Here is a 23794-nt window from a genome sequence, read left to right on the forward strand (position 1 = left end):
GGCGGAGCCTCATTGTCTCTCACCTGGACAGTGTCGCGGGGGCACGGATCGTCTCAGATGCCTCGGAGGAATCCGCCACGCTGTATCGTTGCCGGAGCGAGAGGGAGTATCCCGTCATCGCGTGTCCGTCATCACGGGAGCCGTCGAGGTCATCCCCGGGCACGCACCGCAGCCATTCCGTACCGGATGCCGCGGGGGAGAGACTTTCGGGATTCGACCGACCCCGCCCCCTGCTCTGGAAAGGCCCTGCATTGGACCTCGTTCTCCCCGTCTGGTTCGAAGTCGGCTCGCTGATCGTGCTGACGCTGATCCTCGCTGCCGACCTGCTGCTGATCCTCAAGCGACCGCACATCCCCTCCACCAGGGAGTCCACCCTGTGGGTCGTGTTCTACGTCGTGCTCGCCCTCATCTTCGCCTGCCTGATGTGGTTGTTCGCGGGGGGCGAGTTCGCCGGGCAGTTCGTCGCGGGATGGCTCACCGAGTACAGCCTCTCCATCGACAACCTGTTCGTGTTCGTGCTGATCATGGGCCAGTTCGCCGTTCCGCGGCGGTACCAGCAGGAAGTCCTGATGGTCGGCATCATCATCGCCCTGGTCCTGCGGGGGGCCTTCATCCTGGTCGGGGCGGCGGTGATCGAGAACTTCAGCCCGATCTTCTACATCTTCGGCGCCTTCCTGGTGTGGACGGCGTGGCGGCAGGCGTTTCCCGGGGGGGATCACGACTCGGACGTCAAGCAGGAGAACTTCATCGTCCGCCTGCTGCGCCGCACGATCGACATCAGCGACCACTACGACGGCGCGAAGCTGCGCACCGTCGTAGACGGCAAGAAGATGTTCACGCCGATGCTGATCGTCTTCGTCGCGATCGGCGTGACCGATCTCCTCTTCGCCATCGACTCGATCCCGGCGATCTTCGGCATCACGACCAGCCCGTTCATCGTCTTCACCGCGAACATCTTCGCCCTGATGGGCCTGCGACAGCTCTACTTCCTGCTCGGCGACCTGCTGGACCGGCTGCGCTACCTGCACTACGGCATCGCGTTCATCCTCGCCTTCATCGGCCTGAAGCTGGTCTTCCACGCCATGCACGTGAACGAGCTGCCGTTCATCAACGGCGGTGAGCACATCGAGTGGGCGCCGGAGATCTCCACCTGGATGTCGCTCGGCGTGATCGTGCTCTCGATGGCGGTGGCGACCATCGCGAGCCTGATCGCCTCCTCGCGGGACAAGAGGGCTACGGGGCGGGACGCTGCGGCCGCGGTGGTCGCCGAGGAGAAGGGCACGCCCCCGACGGTCGATCAGCCCGCCCCGGGCGAGGGCCAGCTCTAGCCCAAGCTGGGAGTCGTTCAGCTTCGGCGCGTAGCTTCGGGGCAGAGCGGGCGAGTCTGTGTCCGCCGAGCAACGACCTAAGGAGGTCGTTATGTCCCCAGGCATAATCTCCACCAAGCCCCGGACCCCGGCTTCCACAGGCAGTGACTTCACCGAGCTCGCCGCGACCGTGCGCGCGTCGGGTCTGATGAGACGCCGCTACGGCTACTACTGGACGAAGCTGCTCGCCGTCCCGCTCGTGACGGCCGCCGCCGTGCTCGCCTTCATCCTGATCGGCGACACGTGGTGGCAGCTGTTCACCGCCGCTGGGTTCGCGGTGCTGTTCACGCAGGTCGCCATGCTCGGCCACGACGCCGCGCATCGACAGATCTTCGTCTCGGGGAAGTGGAACGACTGGACCAGCCTCATCCTCGGCGACTTCTTCGTCGGAATGAGCTATGGCTGGTGGAGACACAAGCACAACCGCCACCACGCCAACCCCAACAAGATCGACGTCGACCCGGATATCGACCTGCCCGTGATCGCGTTCACTTCGGAGCAGGCGCGCGCCCCTCGACCACCGGTCGCGCAGTGGCTGGTGGCGCACCAGGGGCTGTTCTTCTTCCCGATCCTCCTGCTGGAGGGTCTGTCCCTGCACGCCTCCGGAGTGCGCCGCATCCTCTCCAAGGAGAAGCTGGAGCGGCGTTGGGTGGAGATCTCGTTCATCACCCTGCGCCTGGTGGGGTTCGTGACCCTTGTCTTCCTGGTGCTCTCGCCCGGCATCGCGTTCGCCTTCCTCGGGGTCCAGCTCGGTCTGTTCGGGGTGTACATGGGGATGGTGTTCGCGCCCAACCACAAGGGCATGCCGCTCGTGCCGAAGGACGCGAAACTGGACTTCCTCACCCGGCAGGTGCTGATGAGCCGGAACGTCCGCGGCACCTGGGCGCTGGATGTGGCCATGGGGGGCCTGAACTACCAGATCGAACACCATCTGTTCCCCTCGATGCCGCGTCCGCACCTGCGCCGCGTCGCCCCGATCGTCCGCGAGTACTGCGCCCGTCAGGGGGTGCCCTACACCGTCACCGGGCTGCTGGAGTCCTACGGGATCGTGATCCGGTACATCAACCGGGTCGGACTGGGAGAGCGGGACCCGTTCGCGTGCCCGCTGATCGAGCAGCGCCGGGCGATCTGACCGCGCGTCTGCACGCCACGGCGTCGGGTGCTTCGGGGCCGGTGGTATTCTGGCTCGATGCGGCTGGCACTTCTTCTCCTTAGCAGCCGCGGCGAGTCCTAGTTCTCGGGCCTTCCTCGCCGCGGAGTTCGTCACGGCCTCGACCCGCCTTCTTTGGAGAACGACAGACCATGAGCTTTGCTTCGACCGACGAGTCCGCCATACCCGATTCGCCGCGTACCCTCGCCGAGAAGGTGTGGGACGACCACCTGGTGGTCAAGGGCGAGAACGGCGAACCCGATCTGATCTACATCGACCTGCACCTGGTGCACGAGGTCACCAGTCCGCAGGCCTTCGATGGCCTGCGTGCGGAAGGGCGGCCGCTGCGACGGCTGGACCTGACCATCGCGACCGAGGACCACAACACCCCCACGCTGGACATCGACAAGCCGATCGCCGACCTGACCAGCCGCACCCAGATCGAGACGCTGCGCCGCAACGCCGAGGAATTCGGCGTGCGCCTGCACTCGCTGGGCGACAAGGAACAGGGCATCGTGCACGTCGTCGGCCCGCAGCTCGGACTGACGATGCCCGGCATCACGGTCGTCTGCGGCGACTCGCACACTTCCACGCACGGCGCGTTCGGTGCGATGGCGCTGGGCATCGGCACGAGCGAAGTCGAACACGTCATGGCGACCCAGACCCTGCCGCTGAAGCCCTTCAAGACCATGGCCATCACCGTCGAGGGCACGCTCAAGACGGGGGTCACCGCGAAGGACATCATCTTGGCCGTGATCGCCAAGATCGGCACCGGCGGGGGCCAGGGCTACGTGCTGGAATACCGCGGCAGCGCGATCCGCGCCCTCTCCATGGAGGGGCGGATGACGATCTGCAACATGTCCATCGAGGCGGGCGCCCGCGCCGGCATGATCGCGCCTGACGAGACCACGTTCGCGTATCTCGAAGGTCGTCCGCACGCGCCGAAGGGCAAGGACTGGGAGGATGCCGTGGCCTACTGGCGCACCCTGCCCACCGACGAGGGCGCGGTCTTCGACGCCGAGGTGTACCTGGACGCCGACGAGCTGGAGCCGTTCGTGACGTGGGGGACCAACCCCGGTCAGGGCGTCTCGCTGAGCGATGTGGTCCCCGACCCCGCCGACTACGACGACCCCAACGACCGGGCCTCCGCAGAGCGCGCGCTCGAGTACATGGCGCTCACCCCCGGCACCCGGCTGAAGGACGTCCCGGTCGACGCGGTCTTCATGGGCTCCTGCACCAACAGCCGCATCGAAGACCTGCGCGCGTTCGCCTCGATCATCCGCGGCCGTACGAAGGCGGAGGGCGTGCGGGTGATGGTCGTCCCGGGTTCTGCGCGCGTGCGACTGGAGGCCGAAGCCGAGGGCCTGGACAAGGTCTTCACCGAGTTCGGGGCCGAGTGGCGGTTCGCGGGATGCTCCATGTGTCTGGGCATGAACCCCGATCAGCTGGCCCCGGGCGAGCGCTGCGCGTCCACAAGCAACCGCAACTTCGAGGGCCGCCAGGGCAAGGGTGGGCGCACCCACCTCGTGTCCCCGCTGGTCGCCGCCGCTACCGCCGTGCGCGGAACGCTCTCCAGCCCCAGCGATCTGGAGGAGACCCCGATCTACGACAGCGTCGAACCGGCGCTGACCGCCGCCGGCGGAGTTCTCGACCGGACGGGTGGAGAGGCCTGACATGGAGAAGTTCATCACCCACACCGGCATCGCCGCGCCGCTGAAGCGCGCGAACGTCGACACGGACCAGATCATCCCCGCGGTGTACCTGAAGCGCGTGACCAAGACCGGCTTCGAGGATGCGCTGTTCGCGGCCTGGCGACAGGACCCCGACTTCGTGCTCAACCAGCCGGTTTTCCAGGGCGCCAGCGTGCTGGTGGCCGGTCCCGACTTCGGCACCGGATCCAGCCGCGAGCACGCGGTCTGGGCGCTGCGCGACTTCGGCTTCCACGTCGTGCTGAGCCCCAAGTTCGCCGACATCTTCCGCGGCAACGCGGGCAAGCAGGGCCTGCTGACCGGGGTCATCACCGAGCCTGACCTCGAGCGGATCTGGGCGGCGATCGACGCCGAGCCCGGCATCCGGATGACCGTCGACCTGCAGGCGCGCGAGGCGTCGATCGGTGATCTCCGGGTTCCTTTCGACATCGATGATTACACTAGGTGGCGGCTTCTCGAAGGGCTCGACGACATCGGGCTCACGCTGCGCAATGAAGACAAGATCGCGCAGTTCGAGGCTCGCCGAGAGGCGTGGCGCCCCAGGACACTGCCTGTTCCTTGAGTTCAGACGGTCCCGAAGGCTTGGACGGCCCGCCCCACAAGGGTGGATCGTCGGCAGCTGTTCCCTCGAAGACACAAGTGAGGTTCCACCGGATGAAGACGCTCCTAGGCGACGCAGCAGAATCGAAGGCGGGGGAGCAGGAGTTGCCCGGTGAGACGCTCGCCATCCGCGGCGGCCGCCCACTCAGCGGACGTGTGGAGGTGAAGGGCGCGAAGAACCTGGCGACCAAGGCGATGGTGGCAGCCCTACTCGGTGAGACCACGAGCGTGCTGCGTGACGTCCCCGACATCAGCGACGTTCAGGTCGTCCGATCCCTTCTCGAAGTGCACGGCGTGACCGTCGTGGACGGTGACGAGGAGGGCTCGCTGGTCTTCGACCCGAGCGGCGCCGTGTCTGCACACTTCGAGGAGATCGACGCTCACGCCGGAGCATCCCGGATCCCGATCCTGTTCTGCGGGCCGCTGCTGCACCTGCTCGGCGAAGCGCTGATCCCGGACCTGGGCGGCTGCCGCATCGGGGATCGGCCCATCAACTTCCACATGGACGCGCTGCGCGCGTTCGGCGCCATCGTCGACAAGACGTACGAGGGCATCCGCATCACGGCACCGAACGGGCTGACCGGAGCGAAGATCTCGCTGCCGTATCCGAGCGTCGGTGCCACCGAGCAGGTCCTGTTGACCGCGGTGAAGGCCAAAGGCGTGACCGAACTGCGCGGTGCGGCGATCGAGCCCGAGATCATGGACCTCATCGCCGTGCTGCAGAAGATGGGCGCGATCATCTCGTATGAGCCCAACCGCGTCATCCTGATCGAAGGGGTCGATACGCTGCGCGGGTACGACCACCGCTGCATCTTCGACCGGAACGAAGCCGCCTCGTGGGCCTGCGCGGCGCTGGCCACCGACGGCGACATCTTCGTCGGCGGAGCCAAGCAGCAGGAGATGCTCACGTTCCTGAACGTCTACCGCAAGGCCGGTGGCGAGTTCGACGTCCACGAGGACGGGATCCGCTTCCGCCGCGGCGGACCGCTCAAGCCCGTCATGGTCGAGACGGACGTGCACCCCGGGTTCATGACGGACTGGCAGCAGCCGCTGATCGTCGCCCTCACCCAGGCCGAGGGACGCTCTGTGGTCCACGAGACCGTGTACGAGAACCGCCTCGGCTTCACCGAGGCGCTGGTGCAGATGGGCGCCGACATCGTGGTGCATCCGGAGGGGATCGACAGCCCCGACCGGCGCGTGCCCCGTCGAGCACTCGAGCAGGCCGCCGTCATCACCGGTCCCACGCCGCTGCACGGCGCAGACGTGATCGTGCCGGATCTGCGCGGCGGATACAGCTATCTGATCGCGGCGCTGGCCGCGGAGGGCGAGTCGGTGGTGCGCAACGTCGGGATCATCCGCCGCGGGTACGAGAAGCTGTTCCTCAAGCTCGACGCCCTCGGCGCTGACTTCGACGTCATCGGATAGCGCGTGACACCCTCCTCGCCCAGGTCGCGCACGTCCACGGAGGCGTCGCGACCCAGCGTGTTCTGGCCGCTGTCGGCCATCGTGGTTCCGCTGGTCAGCCTTCTGGCGCGGATCGAGATCATCGACGGCCACAAACTGCCGCGCCAGGGCCCTTACGTGCTCGCCCCGAGTCATTCGACGGAGTTCGACCCGCTGATCGTCGCGGTCGCGGTCTGGCGGCTGGGTCGCGGTCCCCGCTTCATGGTCAAGGAGAGCCTGTTCAAGGTTCCCGTCCTCGGGTGGGCTTTGCGTGCCACGGGCATGGTCCCGGTGGCACGCTCCTCGTCGGCGGCGGCCGCACGTGCGACCATCGCGGCCTCCGAGCAGCTGGTGGGCAACGGCGCAGGCGTCATCGTCTACCCCGAAGGCACCCTCACGCGCGACCCGGACCTGTGGCCCATGCGCGGCAAGACCGGCGCGGCCCGCCTGGCCCTGGCCGACGGCATCCCGCTGATCCCGATGGCCCACTGGGGAGCGCAGGAGATCCTGCCGCGCTACGGGAAGCTCAGCCTCTGGCCACTGCGCCGCCGGGTCCGCGTGATCATCGGCGACCCCGTCGACCTGTCCGACTTGGCCGCGGCGCCGGCCCAGCCTGCTGTGCTGACCGCCGCGACCGACCGGCTGATGAACGCCATCGCCGCGCTGCAGTCACAGCTGCGCGGCGAGCCCGCGCCGGCCAAGCGCTGGAATCCTGCCGAGCACGGGCAGAGGGAGACGGGTCGCCTTGAGTCGTAGGCAGGATGCCGGGCTGCCCCGCGTCGCAGTGATCGGCGCCGGCAGCTGGGGCACGACGTTCGGCAAAGTACTCGCCGACGGCGGTGCCCACGTGACGATGTGGGCGCGTCGTCCGGAGTTGGCGCACGAGATCAACGAGGCCAAGCGCAACAGCCAGTACCTGCCCGGAATCAACCTTCCGCGCGAGATGTCCGCCACGCACCACCTGTCCGAGGCGCTCGAGGGCGCCACGCAGGTGTATCTGTCCATACCCAGCCAGGCACTGCGGCAGAATCTGAAAGCCGTACGCGCGCTGGTGACCAGCACGGATGCGCCGATCGTGTCGCTCATGAAGGGCGTGGAGCGGCGCAGCGGACTGCGGATGAGCCAGGTCATCGAGCAGGAGCTGCACTGCGACCCCGCGCGCATCGCGGTGGCCTCCGGGCCCAACCTGGCGCTCGAGATCGCGCGTGAACAGCCCACCGCGGCGGTCATCTCCTCGACCAGCCAGGAGACCGCGGATGCTGTGGCCCGCCGCGCCCGTAACCGCTACTTCCGCACCTTCGTGAACACCGACGTCATCGGCACGGAGTTCGGCGGCGTGCTGAAGAACCTGATCGCGGTGGCGATCGGCATCGTGGACGGCGTGGGGTACGGCGAGAACACCAAGGCCTCGATCATCACGCGCGGACTGGTGGAGATGACCGACTTCGCGGTCGCTCAGGGGGCCCAGGTGGAGACGCTGCAGGGCCTCGCCGGCCTGGGCGACCTGATCGCGACGTGCCAGTCGCCGCTCAGCCGCAACAACACCGCCGGGCGGCTGCTGGGGCAGGGCTACAGCTTCCAGGACGTCGTCAAGCAGATGGACCAGACTGCCGAAGGGCTCGCTTCGGTCGCACCCATACTCCAGCTGGCCCGCGAGTCCGGCATCCAGATGCCGATCGCGGAGCAGGTCAAGAGGGTGCTGGATGGAACGATGAATCCCCGTGAGATCGCACCGCATCTCACGACGGACGAGGATCAGCCCCAGGGCGAGAGGACGCAGAATGGACAGGCCGGCGGTGGTGGTGCTCTTTGGAGGTCGCTCCAGCGAACACTCGATCAGTTCCGCAACAGCGGGCGGCGTCCTTCACGCGATCAGTCGTGACCTCTACCGGGTGATCCCGGTGGGGATCACCCGCGAGGGCGTGTTCGTCCTTGAGGACGACGACCCCGACAAGTTCGCGCTGGACGCCGACCGGCTTCCCGAAGTGGTCGACAACGGCACCCGCATCCTGTGGCCGGAGGGCGGCGGCGACCGATCGCTGCGGGTGCGGCGTGCGGACGGCGCCGTGGACGAGCTCGGCGCCGTGGATGTGGTGCTGCCGATCCTGCACGGCGTGCACGGCGAGGACGGCACCGTGCAGGGATTCCTCGACATGCTCGGCATCCCGTACGCGGGCGGCGGTGTCCTGGATTCAGCGCTGTGCATGGACAAGCACTTCATGAAGGTCGTCCTGCAGGCCGCCGGCGTGCCGGTCGCGCCGTGGGTCACGGTCACGCGGGCCGGCTGGGAACGCGACGAGACGCGTGTGCGCGCGGATGCCGCGGCGCTGGGCCTGCCGGTGTTCGTCAAGCCCGCGCGCGGCGGATCGAGCGTCGGCGTGTCGAAGGTGTCCGACGCCGGAGAGCTCGAGGCGGCGCTGGTGCTGGCCTTCGCCGAGGACGAGAAGGTGCTGATCGAGGCGGCCATCGTCGGACGCGAGGTCGAGGTGGCCATCCTGGAGGGCCGCGGGGGAGCGGGCGCACGCGCGTCCCTGCCCGGCGAGATCGTGCTGACGACGCGGGAGTTCTACGACTTCGAGGGCAAATACCTCGGGGGCGATGGGGCCGATGTGGTGTGCCCGGCCGATCTCAGCGACGCCGAGATCGCCGCGGTGCAGGATCTCGGCATCCGCGCGTTCCACGCCGTGGACGGCCGCGGGCTGGCGCGCGTGGACTTCTTCCTCACCGCCGACGCCCTCTACGTCAACGAGCTGAACACGATGCCCGGGTTCACGCCCATCTCGATGTTCCCGAAGTGCTGGATCGCCTCGGGCATGACCTATGCGGAGCTGATCTCCGAGCTGATCGACACGGCCCTGGATCGTCCTGCGCAGTAACCCCGAATCCCGGGGAACCGGCTGCTAGGGCGTGGTCCCGGCATCCGTGCAGGCCGAACCGTCGGCGGGCAGGACCGAGACGACACGCGAGAGCGTGTCCAGCACCGCGGCACTGGAGACCAGGTCGTTGTCCAGATACACCTCGACGGCGGGCGTGCGGCCGAACGTGGTGACCCGATAACGCGGTGCCTCGGATTCATCGATGATCCAGTCGACGCCGTTCACGCTCTGGCAGGGCAGTGTCGTCGGACCGGGCGGGGTCACGCCGCAGGTCAGGATGACGGATGCCGGATCCCCCCAGGCCCCGGTCGCCTGGGCGTCGGTCCAGCGCCGCTCTTCGCCGTCCACCAGTGCAGGAAGCCGCACGGTGACGTCTGCGCAGGCCGGTTCGTCCGCGTCCGCGGCGGGCTGCAGCGACACCGTCGAGGTGCACCCGGACAGCGCCAGGACGCCCGCGATGAGCAGGACGGCGGAAGCGGCGGCGGGTCGGCGGGACATCACTCCAGGCTACCCAGCGCTACCGTGGGAGGGTGACCGCGCCTTCCGCCGAACCGACCGTGCGAGACCTGTCCGAAGGCGACATCCTCCGTGCCATCCTGGCGCGGCTCGGTCCCACCTCGGTGCTGGTCGGACCCGGTGACGATGCGGCCGTGCTCGCCGCCCCGGACGGCCGGGTGGTCGCGACCACCGACACGCTGGTGCACGGACCCGACTTCCGGCTGGCCTGGTCCACCGGCTACGACCTCGGCTGGAAGGCCGCGGCGGTCAACCTCGCCGACATCGCCGCGATGGGTGCGCGGCCGACCGCGCTGCTGGTTGCGCTGGCCATGCCCGGCGATACCCGGCTGTCGTTCGTGGAGCAGTTCGCGGACGGCCTGCGTGCCGCGTGCGAGGCTCTCGCGCCGGGCTGCGAAATCGTCGGCGGCGACCTCACGGTGTCCCCGACGCTGCTGATCGCCGTCACCGCGCTCGGCGCGCTGGAGAACCGGCCACCGGTGCTCCGCTCCGGTGCACGTCCCGGGGACGTCATCGCCGTCCGCGGCGATCTCGGAGTCGCCAGGCGCGGTCTGGATGTCCTGTTCCGCCGGTTCACCGACGGCCTCGGGGACCCGATCGCCGTGGATGCCGCGGCGTTGTCGGCCTCCGACGCGGAGGCCGTGGCCCGCCAGCTGCAGCCGCGCCCGCCCATCGCAGACGGCGTCCTGGCCGCCGCGGCAGGGGCGACCGCGATGATGGACGTCTCCGACGGTCTGGCCCTGGATGCGACGCGGATGGCGAGGGCCTCCGGCGTCGTCCTGGAGATCCGCAGCTCCGCGCTCGGTGCGGACGTGGCCGGAGCGCTGGAGGGCGGCGAGGACCACGCCCTGCTCGCGACGTTCCCGGCCGGCGCCGACCTGGGGCCGTTCCGCCCCATCGGCCGCGTACTGGAGCCCGTCCCAGACGCCTCCGCTGCGCCGCTGCTCATCGACGGCTCCGCCTACGCCGGGCCGGGCGGATGGGATCCGTACCGGGATTGGGACGCGCACGGAGGGTGAGCGCTAGCCGTTCGCCGAGCCGATCCACCACAGCACGGTGTCTCCGTACCTCTTGTCGCGGACGTGCTGAAGCCCGGCCGGCAGCGTCGGCCGGGGCGAACGAGCGGCCCGCTCGACGATGACCCATGCGTCCTCGGCCAGTGCGGGGACCAGCAGCGCGAGGGACTCGGTCAACTCGCTCTCGCGGAGGTCGTAAGGCGGATCGATGAACACCAGGTCGAACGGACCACGCCGGCCGCCCAGAAACGCGGACACGGTGCCGCGATGCACGCGGATCGCGGCATCCCGTCCCACCGAGCGGGCGACCTTGGCCGCGTTGCGCTCCACGATCACGGCGGCGCGCGGCGACTTCTCGACCAGATCTGCGGATGCCGCGCCCCGGCTGATCGCCTCCAGGCCCAGCGCTCCGGAGCCCGCGTACAGGTCCAGCACCGCCGCGCCGCGCAGCGCGTCCGCCGACTCCAACGCGCCGAACAGCGACTCGCGGACGCGGTCGCTGGTCGGGCGGGTGCCCGCATCGGGAACATCGAGCGGAATCGACCCAGCGCGTCCCGCGATGATCCGTGTCACACGAACACGATAGCCGCGCCGGCCGGGCGCACGCGCGAGCGACCCCTATGCTCAGGTTCACCAGCCCACCTGAAAGATTCGGAATCCGACGATGCGCCGAACGAGCCCGCTTGCCCTGTCCACCTTCGTGCTCGCGGGCGTCCTCGCCTTGACGCTGAGCGCCTGCGCGGGCGGGTCGGCCACACCCACCGCCTCGCCGACGTCCGCACCGACGCCGACGCAGACCGCCGAGCCCGAGCCGACCCCCACCGAGCCGGCTGCCCCGACCGTCGCACCGGCGAACCTCCCCACCGACTGCACCACCCTCGGCACGGACATGTCCCGCCAGGACACGGTGGGCGACATGACCCTGCAGAGCGACGGCACCGGCTTCGAGCGCGAGGCGCCGCAGAACGCTCAGCTCGCGCTGGGCTGCGACTGGATCCTCGACGAGGTCGCCGGCGTCCTGCTGCTGATCAGCACCGCCGACGCGGCCGCCGTCTCCGCCGCGGCGGATGCGCTGCCCGCCGAAGGCTGGACGTGCGGAGTGGCGGATGACTTCGGTGCCGCGTACTGCTACATCGAACCGGCCGACAAGGCCGGCGTGCAGCAGACGGTGGTCGCCCGCGACGACGTGTGGGTGTACCTGGAGACCTACCAGCGCGACGGCAACGCCTTCCTCTCCGACATCGCGTCGCAGATCTGGGGCTGAGGACGCGGCGCCCAGCAGCCCGCGCGACGCGTGGTCGGTCCTCCTGCCTAGACTCGGAGGATGCCCGCCTTCGCCCTGGAATCGCGCCTGGACGGCGCCGTGGGCGGCAAGACGGCGACCGCGCTGGCCAAGGCGTTCGGGATGCACACCGTCGGGGACCTGCTCGCGCACTACCCGCGACGCTATGCGCGGCGCGGCGAGCTGACCCCGATCTCCTCGCTTCCGGTCGGGGAGCCGGTCACCATCGTGGCGGAGGTGCGTCGGGCCGGCGAACGACGGATGCAGAACCGCAAGGGCTCCCTGCTGGAGGTCGTCATCAGCGACGGCCAGGGCGAGCTGTCCCTGACCTTCTTCAACCAGTCCTGGCGGCTGAAGGACCTGCAGCCCGGACGCCGGGGCGTCTTCGCCGGGAAGGTGGGGGAGTACCGCGGTGCCAAGCAGCTCGCACACCCGGACTACGAGCTGTTCGACGACGAGGAGACCGCACGGCTCACCGCCGAGGCCAACGCGAACCTCCCCATCCCGATCTACCCTGCCACCGGCAGTATCGCGAGCTGGCAGCTGAGGAAGATCATCGATCTCGTCCTGGACGGTCTCGGACCCGTCCCCGATCCGCTGCCCGATGACCTGCGGCGGCGGGACGGCCTGCTGGATGCGCGCACGGCGCTGGAGCGCATCCACCGCCCGGAATCCGAAGAGCAGGTCGATCGGGCCCGCAGCACCCTGCGCATGCACGAGGCCTTCGTCCTGCAGGTCGCGCTCCTGCAGCAGCGGCAGTCCGTGCGCGCCCTGTCGGCGACCCGCCGCCCGCCGGGCAGACTGCTGGCGGAATTCGACGCGTCGCTGCCCTTCCTCCGCACGCCCGACCAGGTGTCCGTCGGCGATCAGATCGCCTCAGACCTGGTCGGCGCCTGGCCGATGAACCGCCTGGTGCAGGGCGAGGTCGGATCCGGCAAGACGCTCGTCGCGCTGCGGGCGATGCTCCAGGTCGCCGAAAGCGGAGGGCAGTCGGCACTGATCGCGCCGACGGAGGTCCTCGCCGGCCAGCATCTGCGCTCCATCGCGCGGATGCTGGGTCCGAAGCTCGCGCCGGAGCTCATGCCGACGCTGCTGACCGGCCAGATGCCCGCTGCCGAACGCCGCAGGGCCGCACTGCGGACCGCGTCGGGTCAGGCGCGCATCGTCATCGGGACCCATGCGCTGCTGAGCGAGTCCACCACCTTCGCCGACCTGGGTCTGGTCGTCGTGGACGAGCAGCACCGCTTCGGCGTCGAGCAGCGCGAGTCGCTGCGCGCGAAGGGCGCTGCCCCGCACGCGCTCGTGCTGACGGCCACGCCCATTCCCCGCACCGTGGCGATGACCGTCTTCGGGGACCTGGACGTCTCCACCATCCGCACCATGCCGGAGGGCCGCGCCGGCATCCAGACGTTCGTGGCACCGCTCGCCGAGAAGCCGGGCTGGTTCGCCCGGGTGTGGGATCGCATCGCCGAGGAGGTCTCGCAGGGGCATCAGACGTTCGTGGTGTGCGCGGCCATCGACGCGGAGACATCGGTCAAGGACGACACGGCCGATGAGCCGGTCGCCGTGGTCGCCGGCGAGGCGCCCCGGACCCGGTGGGGCGTGGCGCAGGTCGTGGACCTGCTGTCCCGGCATCCGGCGTTCGCGCAGCTGCGGGTCGCCGCGCTGCACGGCAAGCTGCCCGCGGATGAGAAGGACGCGATCATGCAGGCGTTCGCCCGCGGCGAGATCGACGTGCTGGTGGCCACGACCGTCGTCGAGGTCGGGGTGGACGTCGCGAACGCGTCCACCATGGTGATCCTGGAGGCCGACCGGTTCGGCGTGTCCCAGCTGCATCAGCTGCGCGGCCGGGTGGGCCGCGGCGCGATCGCAGGACTGTGTCTGCTCGTGACCGAGGCACCCACCGGCACACCGGCGCGCGAGCGCGTGGAAGCGGTGGCGAGCACCCTCGACGGCTTCGCCCTGGCCGAGGTCGACCTGGACCTCCGCGGGGAGGGCGACGTGCTCGGCGACGCGCAGTCCGGTGCACGCTCGTCGCTGCGGCTGCTGCGGGTGGTGACGGATGCCGACCTCATCGCGGAGGCTCGTGTGGCCGCCGAGCTCGTGCTCGAGGAGGATCCGGCACTGAAAGCGCACCCCGGTCTTACGGGGGCGCTGGAGCGTCGACTGGGCATGGAGGAGCGCGCGGCGCTGGCGAAGAACTGACGCGGCGCCGGTCCGGGCCCGTCGTGGCCGAGCACTCTCCCCGCCCGCCGATAGGCTCGTCCCATGAGCAGTCGGATCGCCGTCGTCCCCGGATCCTTCGACCCGCCGACGCTGGGTCACCTGGATGTCATCCGCCGCGCCGCGGCGCTCTACGACCAGCTGCACGTGCTGGTCGTGCACAACCCGGGCAAAGAGGCGATGCTTCCGATCGCCCAGCGTCTGAGCCTGCTCGAGCAGTCCATCGCGGAGGATGACGTCCAGGGCGAGGTGACCGTCGCATCGTGGAGCATGGGGCTGCTGGTGGATTACGCGACCGACGTGGGCGCCGGGGTGCTGGTGAAGGGCATCCGGTCGCAGATCGATGTCGCCTACGAGACGCCGATGGCGATCGTGAACCGCCATCTCGCGCATGTGGAGACCGTGTTCCTGCTCCCCGATCCCGCGCATGCCCTGGTCTCGAGCTCGCTGGTGCGTCAGGTCGCCGCTCTCGGGGGCGACGTTTCGCCGTTCGTTCCGCCCGCGGTGGCCCGATTCCTGGACACCGGCGCACGGGACATCTGAGCCGCATCCGGCCGGTGCCTCGCATTCAGCCGTCGCCCACCCGTACCCCGGTAGCATTGACGACCGTGAGAAAGCACCGTTCCGGCCCCTTCGTCGTCCCCGCGCGCGACATCGTCCATCACCCCGGCGAGATGCGCGAGTTCACTCTCGACGTGCCCGCCCCGCAGAAGTGGGGCGAGGGTCTGGTGAGCGTCCCCGAAGGCGAATCCGTCCTCGTCGATGTGCGCCTCGAGTCGGTCCACGAGGGCATTCTCGCGACCGGTCGCATCGACACCGAGTACGTCGGAGTGTGCGGGCGATGCCTGACCGACATCGTCGAGCCCGTCGAAGTCGAGTTCCAGGAGCTTTTCGCGTATCCTGAGATGGAAGCAACTGACTTCGAGGTTCAAGACGACCACGTGGATCTTGAAACTCTCGTCAGGGACGCGACTGTATTGGCGCTTCCGTTTCAACCGGTGTGTCAGCCGGATTGCCCCGGCCTCGATCCGGCTACGGGCGAGCGGCTGGCCGTGAGCACCGGGACAGAGCAGCGTACGCCCCTCGATTCTCGCTGGGCTGCGCTCCAGCAATTCACCCCAGACCACGACGACGAAGAGCCGCGCAACTAGCGGAATCCGACGCCGAGAACACAGAAGAGAGCAAGCCATGGCAGGTAACCCCCCGAAGCGGAAGGTCTCCCGCTCCAACACCCGTTCGCGTCGTGCCCAGTGGAAGGCGGCGCCCATCACGCTGACCACCACGGTGGAGAACGGCAAGGTCGTCTACAGCCGTCCGCACCAGGCGAAGGTCGTCACCGATTCGCAGGGCACCGAGCTGTTCCTCGAGTACAAGGGCCGCAAGGTCGCTGACGTCTAAGAAGCTCGCTGCCGCCGTGAGTGACGTGTCAGCACAGCGCATCCAGCTCACCGAGAAGCTCGGCGTCGAGATCGACGCCGAGCTTCTGTCGCTGGCGCTGACCCACCGCTCATGGGCGTACGAACACGGTCAGGGCCCGCACAACGAGCGACTGGAGTTCCTCGGCGATTCCGTGCTCGGACAGGCCGTGACAGTGCGACTGTTCACCTCCCACCCCGAGCTGGACGAGGGAGCGCTGGCCAAACGCCGCGCGAGCGTGGTGTCCACGGTCGCCCTGGCTGAGGTCGCTCGCGGCATCGGACTCGGCGAGTACGTCCAACTCGGTCGCGGCGAGGAGCAGACCGGTGGTCGCAACAAGGACTCCATCCTGGCCGACACCATGGAAGCCGTGATCGGCGCCACCTACCTGTCGGCCGGTCCGGATGCCGCGACCGCTCTGGTCCTGCGCCTGATCGACCCGCTGCTGGATGACCCCGGCCGCGACGGTGCGTCGGTCGACCCCAAGACCACGCTCCAGGAGCTCGCCTCCCACCTCGGCGCGCCGCCGCCCGTGTACGAGGTCACCTCGACCGGTCCCGACCACAGCCGGGTCTTCGCTGCCACCGTCCGGGTCGCCGAACATTCGGCGGCCGGTACGGGATCCAGCAAGAAGCAGGCCGAGATGGCCGCCGCGCTGATGGCATGGCGCGAACTCAGCGCCCGGGCATGACCGGGATCGGGCGGCATGCCTGAGCTGCCTGAGGTCGAGGTCGTGCGCGCGGGGCTGGACCCCGCCGTCAGCGGCGCCACCGTGCGGGGCGTCACCGTCGTGGACGAGCGCGCGCTCACCCGGTACTCCGGCTCCGGCGCGCAGTTCGAAGCCGCCCTGACCGGGGCCGTCCTGCGCAGTGCCGCCCGTCGTGGCAAGTTCCTCTGGATGCCTCTGGACTCCGGCGACGACGGTGCTCCTGCCGCTGAGGCGCTGGTGGCGCATCTCGGCATGAGCGGGCAGCTCCTCCTGCGAGCGCCGGGGGCGGGGGCCGAGCGGCACGAGCGGGTGCGGCTGGACATCCAGCATCCGGACCACGGTGAGCTGGTCGTCGTGTTCGCCGACCAGCGCACGTTCGGTTCATTGACGCTGGATCCGCTGGTCCCGACGCCGGATGGCGCACCGGGTGGCCTCGGAACGAGCGAGCCGACGGTGCCCAGCCAGGTGGCCCACATCGCTCGCGACCCGCTGGACCCCGCGTTCGGCGACCGGGAGTTCCGAGTGGCGCTGACGCGCAGGGACTCGGCGATCAAACGCGTGCTGCTGGATCAGACGGTCCTCAGCGGGGTGGGCAACATCTACGCCGACGAGGCACTGTGGCGCTCCCGCATCCACCCGGAGACTCCCGCCCGCGCGCTCTCCACCCGGGCGGTGAACCGGCTCCTTGCCGACGTGCGCACCGTGCTGGAGCGCGCGCTGGCTGAGGGAGGGACGAGCTTCGATGCGCAGTACGTGAACGTCAACGGTCAGGCGGGGTATTTCGCGCACTCCCTGAATGCGTACGGACGCACCGGGCAGCCGTGTCCGCGCTGCGGCAGGCCGATCGTCCGGGTGTCGTTCATGAACCGTTCCAGCCACTACTGCCCGCACTGCCAGAAACCCCCGCGCCCGATCGTCCGGGTCAGCTGAGCACCTTCTGCCACGCGCCGGCGTAGGAGGCCGGCACGAAGCCGATCGCCTCGTTGATGTCCAGCATGTGCCGGTTCTCCTCGGCGTTGAACGTCGAGACCCGGGGTGATTCGGGGACCAGCTCACGCCACCGCAGCAGGTTCGCGCATTTGACGACGGTGCCGAGCCGGCGTCCGCGGTGGCCTTTCACGACCAGGGTGCCGTACTGCTGGGTGGCCCCGGTGCGGTCCTCGGCGATCACCAGCTCGTTGTAGGCCGCGATCGTGCCGGTCGGCACATGCTGCGCCGCCGCGACGGACACCGTCAGCCCCTGAGCCTTCAGCCGGGCATCACGGCGCTGCACGCGGGCAGCGTCCCAGTGCTGCTCCTCGATGACCAGGCCGCCGGTGGGCGCATCCGTGGACATCCGCGAGATCGCATAGGCGAACCCGTCGAGGTGCTCGGGCGGCGTCGGTGAGGTCCATGTCAGGAGACGATAGTCTTCGCCGGCCGCCGCCCGCGCCTCGGCGAGCATGCGTTCCAGGGGCTCGGCGGGACCGCGCAGGTCGAACACGCTGTTGCGCTCCACCTGCTGGAGGGTGAACCCGTTCTCGCGCATGGCGACGGTCTGGCTGTCGTCCGCGGGCACGGTTCCGAATCCGCTAGGCGGAGACAGACGCGGACCGGGCCGGTCCGGGCGATGCAGAGTCCAGGTCTGAGTGGTCCGGATGCCGCGTGCCCGGGCTTCAGCCTCCACCGCAGCCAGCAGCGCCTCCTCGGCGCCCTGCCCGCGACGCTCCGGATCGACCATCAGGTCGAACTCGAGCGACGTGGTGTCCTCCTGGGTGGAGATCATGATCTTCACCGCCCCGACGATTCCTCCGTCGCGCGCGGCGATGAAGCCGAGCTGGGTCCAATCCGTCTGGTCCTGCCAGAGGCCGAGGACTTCTTGCGCCTCTTCCCGCAGGTCGTCGTGGCCGGCGTCGGCGAGGCAGACGGCGTTGGCCAGGCGGACCATCTCCAGGAACGGGCCGGCGTCCGCGGCATCCAGGCCTGCCGGCACGACCAGAGGCGAAACCCGCAGTGCGCTGCGCTGGGTCAGGTCAGTCATCCAGCACCTTCTTCCAGGCGCCGTCGTAGGAGATCGGCACGAAGCCGATCTCCTCATTGATGTCCAGCATGGGGCGGTTCTCCTCCGCGTTGTAGGTGATCACCCGCGGCGATGCGGGCGCGATCTCGCGCCAGGACAGCAGGCCGGCGCACTTGACGAGCAGTCCCAGCCGGTGCCCGCGATGCTCCTTGAGCACCAGCGTGTCCTCCTGGCTGGATGCCTCGGTGCGGTCCTTGCCGATGACCAGTTCATTGAACGCGCACAGCTCGCCTGTCGCGATGTGCTGTGCGGCCGTCACCTGCAGCGTCCGCCCCGCCGCGGTGTAGAGCGAGTCGTGGCGGGCGACACGGGCGGCATCCCACGTCTCCTCGTCGAACTCCAGATCCGCCGCCGGTGCGTCGGTGATCATGCGGGACTTCATCCAGGCGTACCCGTCGACGAACTCCGCCGGCGTCGGCGCGAACCACTGCACCACGCGATAACCGGATGCCGCGGCCGTCGCCTCGGCCAGAAGCTGCTCGACGTGAGCGAACGGCCCGCGCAGGTCGAAGGCGCTGCAGCGGTCCACCTGCTCGAGCGTGTACCCGTGACGCAGGTAGAACCGGGCGATGTGGTCGCGCGGAATCGTTCCGAAGCCGGTGGGCGGCTCCAGACGCGCGCCGGCCGCCTGCGGATGCTCGGCCCACGACTGCAGGACGCGGCGTCCGTGATCGCGGACGACGCCCTCCAGGTGCTGGTAGGCCGCAGAGCCGATGCCGCGACCCCAGACCTCGGTGATCAGCTCGATCAGCCACGTCGCCGTCCGGGACCCGGGCTCGCGGGGGAAATCGACTCCCATGCGGCCGACGAACCGTCCGTCCGCCCGCACCAGCCAGGCGAGCCGGTCGGTGTCGGGATCCGGCTGATAGTGCGGCAGCAGCTCGTCGGGGGCGATGCGATGGTCGTCGTGCCCGGCGACCTCGCGGAGGATGCGATTGCGCAGCCGGACCATCTCGAGGAAGTCCGCCGCGTCGGGCGCGTCGATGCTCGTCGGGATAGTCAGCGGGACCAGTTCCAGGTCCACAGGGGCGGTGATCATGACAGATCCGTTCTGGTGATGGCGGCTCTCCGGGGCGCCGCGCGGGCGGCGGCCCCCCGGAGAGATCAGGTGCGCACGCTCAGCAGGGCGTGTGCGCGAAGGGCGTCGTGCTGCCGGTCGTTGCGGGACCGGAGATGCACGAGTCGGCGGGCGTGGGTGTCGTGGTCGCGCGCGCCGTCGAGACGGCGGGCGCCGCGCAGCAGCAACCACAGGCCGACCCGCAGCTGTAGTCGGTCGGCGAGGCCCAGGGGAGCCCCCTGCGTCGCCGGGGTGGGAAGCGTCAGGCTTTCCGAGCCGGGAGACCGGACGGGCGCCAACGTGTCGTTCATGATGGTCTCTTTCGGAGTGGAGATGACGAAGATGGCCCGAGAGATCGGGCGCGGAGGCGGCCGGATGCGGCTCCGGTCAGAGGAGCCGCGACGGCGGGCGCTGATAGGCGCGGCGTGGGAGTGACGCCCGAGGGCAGAGTCCTCCCCGCGGCGGTCAGCCGGCGGTGGGAGCAGTGGCGCCGAACGACGAGGTCACCGGAGCGATTCCGCAGAACGGGGAACGGCGAGCCGGGGCGGAGCCTGGGTTCATCATGTGCATCATCGGTGACCTCCTTTCGCGTGTGGGACGCGAAGAGAGACGATAGCGCGGGCCAGCGGCCACGTCAAGGCGAATTCGCAGATTCGGCGGACGACGGGCGTGTCGCGACAGCGCATCGAGCGCCGGCGCACGGCCCCGGCTCCCGGCTCGCCTGCGCGGAATCACAGTGGTCCTCGGGTAGCGTGAACCCGTGAATCGACCGGGCCGGAGGACGTTTCCATGCACCTGAAGAGCTTGACGCTCAAAGGGTTCAAGTCGTTCGCCCAGCCGACCACCTTCGCTTTCGAACAGGGCGTGACCTGCATCGTGGGGCCCAACGGCTCCGGCAAGTCGAACGTCGTCGACGCCCTCGCGTGGGTGATGGGCGAGCAGGGTGCCAAGACGCTCCGCGGCGGAAAGATGGAGGACGTCATCTTCGCCGGCACGGCGACGCGAGGGCCGCTCGGCAGGGCCGAGGTCCAGCTGACGATCGACAACGGCGACGGTGCACTGCCGATCGATTACTCCGAGGTCACGATCAGCCGCACTCTGTTCCGCAACGGAGCAAGTGAGTACGCCATCAACGGGGGCGTCTGCCGGCTGCTGGATGTCCAGGAGCTGCTGAGCGACTCGGGCCTGGGTCGGGAGATGCACGTCATCGTCGGACAGGGCCGCCTCGACAACGTGCTGCAGGCATCCCCGGAAGAACGCCGCGGCTTCGTCGAAGAGGCCGCCGGCATCCTCAAACACCGCCGCCGCAAAGAGAAGACCCTCCGCAAGCTCGAGGCGATGCAGGCGAACCTGACCCGGCTCAGCGACCTGGCCGGCGAGCTGCGCCGGCAACTGAAACCGCTCGGCCGGCAGGCGGAGATCGCTCGCGAGGCCGCGACGATCGCTGCGGTCGTGCGCGACGCGCGAGCGCGGCTGCTCGCCGACGAGCTCGCCGGGCTCCGGTCGGAGCTGTCCGCCCATGCGCGCAGCGAGCAGGAGCGGCACACCGAGCGGCTGGTCCTGCAGGATCAGGCGGAGAGTCTGCGCACGCGCATCGCGGCGCTCGAGGAGCAGCAGCGCTCCGAAGGGGTGGACGAGGCGCGCAGCGTCGCTCACAGTCTGGAGCGCGTCCAGGAGCGGCTGCGCAGCCTCTACGCCCTGACCGGGCAGCGGCTGGCGCTTCTCGGAGAGGCCGCGGACGATCAGGGCCTGGAGCTGACCACCGTCTCGCAGGCCATGATCGACGACGTCCGGGCAGAGATCGAGGACATCGCGGCCGGGCTGGGCGATGCCCAGGATGCCGCGGTACAGGCATCCCGGGAGGTGGTGCGCTCGCGCGGCGAACTGGACGCGCTGGACGCGGACATCGCGGCCCAGAGTGCCTTGGTCTCGGAGCACGACATGCGACTGACCAAGCTGCGCGGTTCCGCCGAGGCCGCCGCCTCGGCGCTGACCGCGGTGCGCGCCGGAGTGGAACGGCAGCAGCGAGCGCTGGATGCCGCTCTGGCCCGCCGTGCCGAGGCGGAAGCGGAACTGGCCGGCGTGGATCCCGACCTGGTGCCGGAAGGCTCCGCCGCGGAGTACGCCACCGCGTACGAGCGGGCCCAGCGCGAGGCGACCGACGCGGAGGCCGCCGTCGGCCTGCTGCGCGAGCGACTGCACGCCGCCGAGCGGGAGAGCGAATCCCTCGCTGCCCAGACCACGGCCCTGGGGCGCGCCCTGGACGTGCGCAACGCGGCGGCGGAGCTCGTCGCGCGCGGCGGCGCGGGGATCCGGGGACTGCTCGGCGACTCCGTCAAGGTCACGCCCGGCTACGAGACGGCGATCGCCGCGGCGCTGGGCCCGTTGGCGGAGGGCGTGCTCGTGGACACCCGCGAAGACGCGTTCACGATCGCCCGCACCGTCCGCGGCGCAGACCTCGGCGTGGTGGACATCGCCATCGCCGACGCGGACTCCCCGTCGCCGGTCTTCCCGGCGGTGGCCGGCGTCGTTCCGGCGCGGGATGTGGTGACGGCACCCGACGGGGTGCTCGGCATCCTGTCCCACGTCGTCGTCGCGGACGACCTGGAGGCTGCCGCCGCAGCCCGGGACGCCCTCGCCGCGACAGATCTGGGCGCACCGGTCACGGTCGTGACGCGGGCCGGTGAGGTCTACACCGAGTACACCCTGCGGGCAGGTTCGGGACAGGGCCGCTCACGGCTCGAGCTGGCGGCCGAGCGCGATGCCGCCGCCGAACGCCTCAGCGAGATGGTGGTCGTGGCGGACTCCCTGCGCGAGGCCCTCGCTGACGACGTGCGAGGGCTGGAGGATTCCCGGCGGCGCACCAAGTCTGCCCTGGCCTCGCTCCGGGCGCACGATGCCGCTCTGGCGGCGCACGCGGAGAAGGTCAACCGCGCCACCGTCCGGCACGAGGCTGCCATCGCCGACTGCGACCGCCTCGCCGCCGGCCTCGCGCAGGCCGCGGCCGCCGTCGAGGAGGCCGAGCGTGCGGCGGACGCGGCCGAGGAGCATCTGATGCGCGCCCGGGAGGCACCACGACCGATACTGGATGCCTCCGCCCGCGAAGGCATGCTCGCCGAGCTCGAGGCCGCCCGGAACACGGAGATGCGCGCCCGTCTGGACGTCGAGACGCTCAAGGAGCGGGTGCGCGCGGGCGAAGCGCGGGTCGTGCAGTTGGAACGGCAGCGCGAGCGCGAGCGGGCGGCTGCCGCGGAGGCCGCGCGGCGTGCGGTCCTGCGGCGCGCGCAGCGCGAGGTCGCCGCCGGTGTGGCGGCGCAGCTGCCCGCGGTGCTGGATTCGGTCGACCGCTCCGTCAGCCAGGCACGCGTCCAGCTCGCATCCGCCGAGTCGGCGCGCACCGCGGTCACCGCCGAACTGGCCGAGCTGCGGCGGCAGGAGACCACGGTCCGCGATCGGCTGGCCGCTCTGACCGAGAGCGTGCACGGTCTGGAGCTGCAGATCCACGAGAAGCGCCTGCACGTCTCGAGCCTGCTGGAGCGCGTGGCCTCCGAGCTCGGCTTGGACGAGAACATTCTTCTTTCGGAATATGGTCCGGATCAGCCGGTTCCCGCCGAAGCGCGGGTGCCGCCCGGGGAGGAGGCCGCGACTGGACCGGACCCGGCATCGGTTCCGTTCGATCGTGCTCAGCAGCGCCGCCGGCTGCAGGATGCCGAGCGCAAGCTCGCACAGCTGGGGCGGGTGAACCCGCTCGCGCTGGAGGAGTACGCCGCTCTGGAACAGCGCCACAAGTTCCTGGTCGAGCAATTGGCGGACCTCGCGCAGACCCGCTCGGATCTGCTCACGATCATCGACGAGCTGGACGAGCGGATGCAGACGATCTTCCTGGCGGCGTTCGAGGACACGAGGGCCGCGTTCGGCGAGGTGTTCCCCATCCTGTTCCCCGGTGGCACCGGCAGCATCAGCCTGACCGACCCGGAGCATCCGCTGACCACGGGCATCGAGGTCTCGGTGCGCCCGGCGGGCAAGAAGATTGAGCGGCTGTCGCTGCTGTCCGGCGGGGAGCGGTCGTTGGCCGCCGTCGCGCTGCTCGTCGCGATCTTCATGGCCCGCCCCAGCCCGTTCTACATCCTCGACGAGGTCGAGGCCGCGCTGGACGACGCGAACCTCGGCCGGCTGCTGGGCGTGTTCGAGCGACTGCGCGAGAGCAGCCAGCTCATCGTGATCACGCACCAGAAGCGCACGATGGAGATCGCCGACGCGCTGTACGGGGTCTCCATGCGTCAGGACGGGGTGTCGGCGGTCGTCGGACAGCGCGTCGGCGACCGCGCCGCGAGCTGAGCCGACGCAGCACGACCGGATCCTCGAGCGCAC

22 protein-coding genes are annotated in these 23794 nt (G+C 69.8%); 17 read left to right on the forward strand and 5 right to left on the reverse strand.

Annotated features, from left to right (window positions below; genetic code table 11):
• Positions 1–251 precede the first annotated feature (251 nt).
• The 8 genes from QNO12_RS06805 (at position 252) to QNO12_RS06840 (ending at position 9145) form a co-directional block, all read left to right on the forward strand.
• The gene (locus QNO12_RS06805) at positions 252–1328 is read left to right on the forward strand and encodes a TerC family protein (protein ID WP_257502019.1); all 1077 of its coding nucleotides are present in this window, start codon (positions 252–254) and stop codon (positions 1326–1328) included.
• A 91-nt stretch (positions 1329–1419) separates the two neighbouring features.
• Positions 1420–2499, forward strand: coding sequence for a fatty acid desaturase family protein (locus tag QNO12_RS06810; RefSeq protein ID WP_257502020.1), 1080 nt, complete (start codon positions 1420–1422; stop codon positions 2497–2499).
• A 170-nt stretch (positions 2500–2669) separates the two neighbouring features.
• Positions 2670–4190: a 3-isopropylmalate dehydratase large subunit gene (gene leuC / locus QNO12_RS06815; RefSeq protein WP_257502021.1), complete on the forward strand. Its 1521-nt coding sequence runs from the start codon at positions 2670–2672 to the stop codon at positions 4188–4190.
• Between the two features lies 1 nt (position 4191).
• Positions 4192–4788 carry a 3-isopropylmalate dehydratase small subunit gene (leuD, locus tag QNO12_RS06820; protein ID WP_257502022.1) on the forward strand — a complete coding sequence of 199 codons (597 nt, stop codon included), beginning with the start codon at positions 4192–4194 and terminating at the stop codon, positions 4786–4788.
• A 92-nt stretch (positions 4789–4880) separates the two neighbouring features.
• Positions 4881–6251, forward strand: a complete 1371-nt coding sequence (gene murA / locus QNO12_RS06825) for a UDP-N-acetylglucosamine 1-carboxyvinyltransferase (RefSeq protein ID WP_257502023.1) — start codon at positions 4881–4883, stop codon at positions 6249–6251.
• Positions 6252–6254: 3 nt separating this feature from the next.
• Positions 6255–7025 carry a lysophospholipid acyltransferase family protein gene (locus QNO12_RS06830; protein WP_257502024.1) on the forward strand — a complete coding sequence of 257 codons (771 nt, stop codon included), beginning with the start codon at positions 6255–6257 and terminating at the stop codon, positions 7023–7025.
• Positions 7015–8151 (forward strand): NAD(P)H-dependent glycerol-3-phosphate dehydrogenase, encoded by a 1137-nt coding sequence (locus QNO12_RS06835; protein ID WP_257502025.1) that lies wholly within the window; start codon positions 7015–7017, stop codon positions 8149–8151. The genes QNO12_RS06830 and QNO12_RS06835 overlap by 11 nt, the downstream gene beginning before the upstream one ends.
• The gene (locus QNO12_RS06840) at positions 8051–9145 is read left to right on the forward strand and encodes a D-alanine--D-alanine ligase family protein (RefSeq protein WP_257502026.1); all 1095 of its coding nucleotides are present in this window, start codon (positions 8051–8053) and stop codon (positions 9143–9145) included. The genes QNO12_RS06835 and QNO12_RS06840 overlap by 101 nt, the downstream gene beginning before the upstream one ends.
• Before the next feature lie 24 nt (positions 9146–9169).
• Here QNO12_RS06840 and QNO12_RS06845 read toward each other — a convergent pair whose 3' ends face one another.
• Entirely contained in the window at positions 9170–9643 is a 474-nt protein-coding gene (locus tag QNO12_RS06845) for a DUF3515 family protein (protein WP_257502027.1), read from the reverse strand.
• A gap of 32 nt (positions 9644–9675) precedes the next feature.
• On the opposite strand from QNO12_RS06845, the gene thiL reads away from it, so the two are divergent.
• A complete protein-coding gene (thiL, locus tag QNO12_RS06850; protein ID WP_257502028.1) occupies positions 9676–10680 on the forward strand; it encodes a thiamine-phosphate kinase in 1005 nt (334 codons plus the stop codon).
• A 3-nt stretch (positions 10681–10683) separates the two neighbouring features.
• Here the strand turns inward: thiL and rsmD are convergent, their stop codons facing one another.
• Positions 10684–11250, reverse strand: a complete 567-nt coding sequence (rsmD, locus tag QNO12_RS06855) for a 16S rRNA (guanine(966)-N(2))-methyltransferase RsmD (protein ID WP_257502029.1) — start codon at positions 11248–11250, stop codon at positions 10684–10686.
• Between the two features lie 91 nt (positions 11251–11341).
• Here rsmD and QNO12_RS06860 point away from each other — a divergent pair, with 91 nt between their 5' ends.
• The 7 genes from QNO12_RS06860 to mutM all read left to right on the forward strand — a co-directional run bounded on the left by QNO12_RS06860 (position 11342) and on the right by mutM (position 17237).
• Positions 11342–11941 (forward strand): hypothetical protein, encoded by a 600-nt coding sequence (locus tag QNO12_RS06860; protein WP_257502030.1) that lies wholly within the window; start codon positions 11342–11344, stop codon positions 11939–11941.
• 60 nt (positions 11942–12001) lie between these two features.
• Positions 12002–14164 carry an ATP-dependent DNA helicase RecG gene (locus QNO12_RS06865; protein ID WP_257502031.1) on the forward strand — a complete coding sequence of 721 codons (2163 nt, stop codon included), beginning with the start codon at positions 12002–12004 and terminating at the stop codon, positions 14162–14164.
• A 63-nt stretch (positions 14165–14227) separates the two neighbouring features.
• Positions 14228–14725, forward strand: a complete 498-nt coding sequence (gene coaD, locus QNO12_RS06870; protein WP_257502032.1) for a pantetheine-phosphate adenylyltransferase — start codon at positions 14228–14230, stop codon at positions 14723–14725.
• 131 nt (positions 14726–14856) lie between these two features.
• Positions 14857–15333, forward strand: coding sequence for a YceD family protein (locus QNO12_RS06875; protein ID WP_257502227.1), 477 nt, complete (start codon positions 14857–14859; stop codon positions 15331–15333).
• A 37-nt stretch (positions 15334–15370) separates the two neighbouring features.
• Entirely contained in the window at positions 15371–15580 is a 210-nt protein-coding gene (gene rpmF, locus QNO12_RS06880; RefSeq protein ID WP_028495421.1) for a 50S ribosomal protein L32, read from the forward strand.
• A 16-nt stretch (positions 15581–15596) separates the two neighbouring features.
• The gene (gene rnc / locus QNO12_RS06885) at positions 15597–16289 is read left to right on the forward strand and encodes a ribonuclease III (protein WP_257502033.1); all 693 of its coding nucleotides are present in this window, start codon (positions 15597–15599) and stop codon (positions 16287–16289) included.
• A gap of 15 nt (positions 16290–16304) precedes the next feature.
• Positions 16305–17237: a bifunctional DNA-formamidopyrimidine glycosylase/DNA-(apurinic or apyrimidinic site) lyase gene (mutM, locus tag QNO12_RS06890; RefSeq protein ID WP_257502034.1), complete on the forward strand. Its 933-nt coding sequence runs from the start codon at positions 16305–16307 to the stop codon at positions 17235–17237.
• Here mutM and QNO12_RS06895 read toward each other — a convergent pair.
• The 3 genes from QNO12_RS06895 to QNO12_RS06905 form a co-directional block, all read right to left on the reverse strand.
• Positions 17230–18327, reverse strand: a complete 1098-nt coding sequence (locus QNO12_RS06895) for a GNAT family N-acetyltransferase (RefSeq protein WP_257502035.1) — start codon at positions 18325–18327, stop codon at positions 17230–17232. The two genes, mutM and QNO12_RS06895, sit on opposite strands and share 8 nt — an antisense overlap.
• A complete protein-coding gene (locus tag QNO12_RS06900; protein ID WP_257502036.1) occupies positions 18320–19405 on the reverse strand; it encodes a GNAT family N-acetyltransferase in 1086 nt (361 codons plus the stop codon). Before QNO12_RS06900 ends, QNO12_RS06895 begins: the two co-directional genes overlap by 8 nt.
• 65 nt (positions 19406–19470) lie before the next feature.
• Positions 19471–19734, reverse strand: coding sequence for a hypothetical protein (locus tag QNO12_RS06905; protein WP_257502037.1), 264 nt, complete (start codon positions 19732–19734; stop codon positions 19471–19473).
• Positions 19735–20212: 478 nt separating this feature from the next.
• Here QNO12_RS06905 and smc point away from each other — a divergent pair, with 478 nt between their 5' ends.
• A complete protein-coding gene (gene smc, locus QNO12_RS06910) occupies positions 20213–23761 on the forward strand; it encodes a chromosome segregation protein SMC (RefSeq protein ID WP_257502038.1) in 3549 nt (1182 codons plus the stop codon).
• The last annotated feature ends 33 nt before the right edge of the window (positions 23762–23794 follow it).

Source organism: Microbacterium sp. zg-B185 (genome assembly GCF_030246885.1).
Lineage (GTDB): Bacteria > Actinomycetota > Actinomycetes > Actinomycetales > Microbacteriaceae > Microbacterium.

Coding starts and splice junctions, on each gene's coding strand:
- coaD (WP_257502032.1), top strand. CDS start 14,228: ATGAGCAGTCGGATCGCCGTCGTCCCCGGATCCTTCGACCCGCCGACG.
- QNO12_RS06875 (WP_257502227.1), top strand. CDS start 14,857: ATGCGCGAGTTCACTCTCGACGTGCCCGCCCCGCAGAAGTGGGGCGAG.
- smc (WP_257502038.1), top strand. CDS start 20,213: ATGCACCTGAAGAGCTTGACGCTCAAAGGGTTCAAGTCGTTCGCCCAG.
- murA (WP_257502023.1), top strand. CDS start 4,881: ATGAAGACGCTCCTAGGCGACGCAGCAGAATCGAAGGCGGGGGAGCAG.
- QNO12_RS06905 (WP_257502037.1), bottom strand. CDS start 19,734: ATGAACGACACGTTGGCGCCCGTCCGGTCTCCCGGCTCGGAAAGCCTG.
- QNO12_RS06840 (WP_257502026.1), top strand. CDS start 8,051: ATGGACAGGCCGGCGGTGGTGGTGCTCTTTGGAGGTCGCTCCAGCGAA.
- leuC (WP_257502021.1), top strand. CDS start 2,670: ATGAGCTTTGCTTCGACCGACGAGTCCGCCATACCCGATTCGCCGCGT.
- QNO12_RS06900 (WP_257502036.1), bottom strand. CDS start 19,405: ATGATCACCGCCCCTGTGGACCTGGAACTGGTCCCGCTGACTATCCCG.
- QNO12_RS06810 (WP_257502020.1), top strand. CDS start 1,420: ATGTCCCCAGGCATAATCTCCACCAAGCCCCGGACCCCGGCTTCCACA.
- rpmF (WP_028495421.1), top strand. CDS start 15,371: ATGGCAGGTAACCCCCCGAAGCGGAAGGTCTCCCGCTCCAACACCCGT.
- mutM (WP_257502034.1), top strand. CDS start 16,305: ATGCCTGAGCTGCCTGAGGTCGAGGTCGTGCGCGCGGGGCTGGACCCC.
- leuD (WP_257502022.1), top strand. CDS start 4,192: ATGGAGAAGTTCATCACCCACACCGGCATCGCCGCGCCGCTGAAGCGC.
- QNO12_RS06895 (WP_257502035.1), bottom strand. CDS start 18,327: ATGACTGACCTGACCCAGCGCAGCGCACTGCGGGTTTCGCCTCTGGTC.
- QNO12_RS06845 (WP_257502027.1), bottom strand. CDS start 9,643: ATGTCCCGCCGACCCGCCGCCGCTTCCGCCGTCCTGCTCATCGCGGGC.
- QNO12_RS06865 (WP_257502031.1), top strand. CDS start 12,002: ATGCCCGCCTTCGCCCTGGAATCGCGCCTGGACGGCGCCGTGGGCGGC.
- QNO12_RS06860 (WP_257502030.1), top strand. CDS start 11,342: ATGCGCCGAACGAGCCCGCTTGCCCTGTCCACCTTCGTGCTCGCGGGC.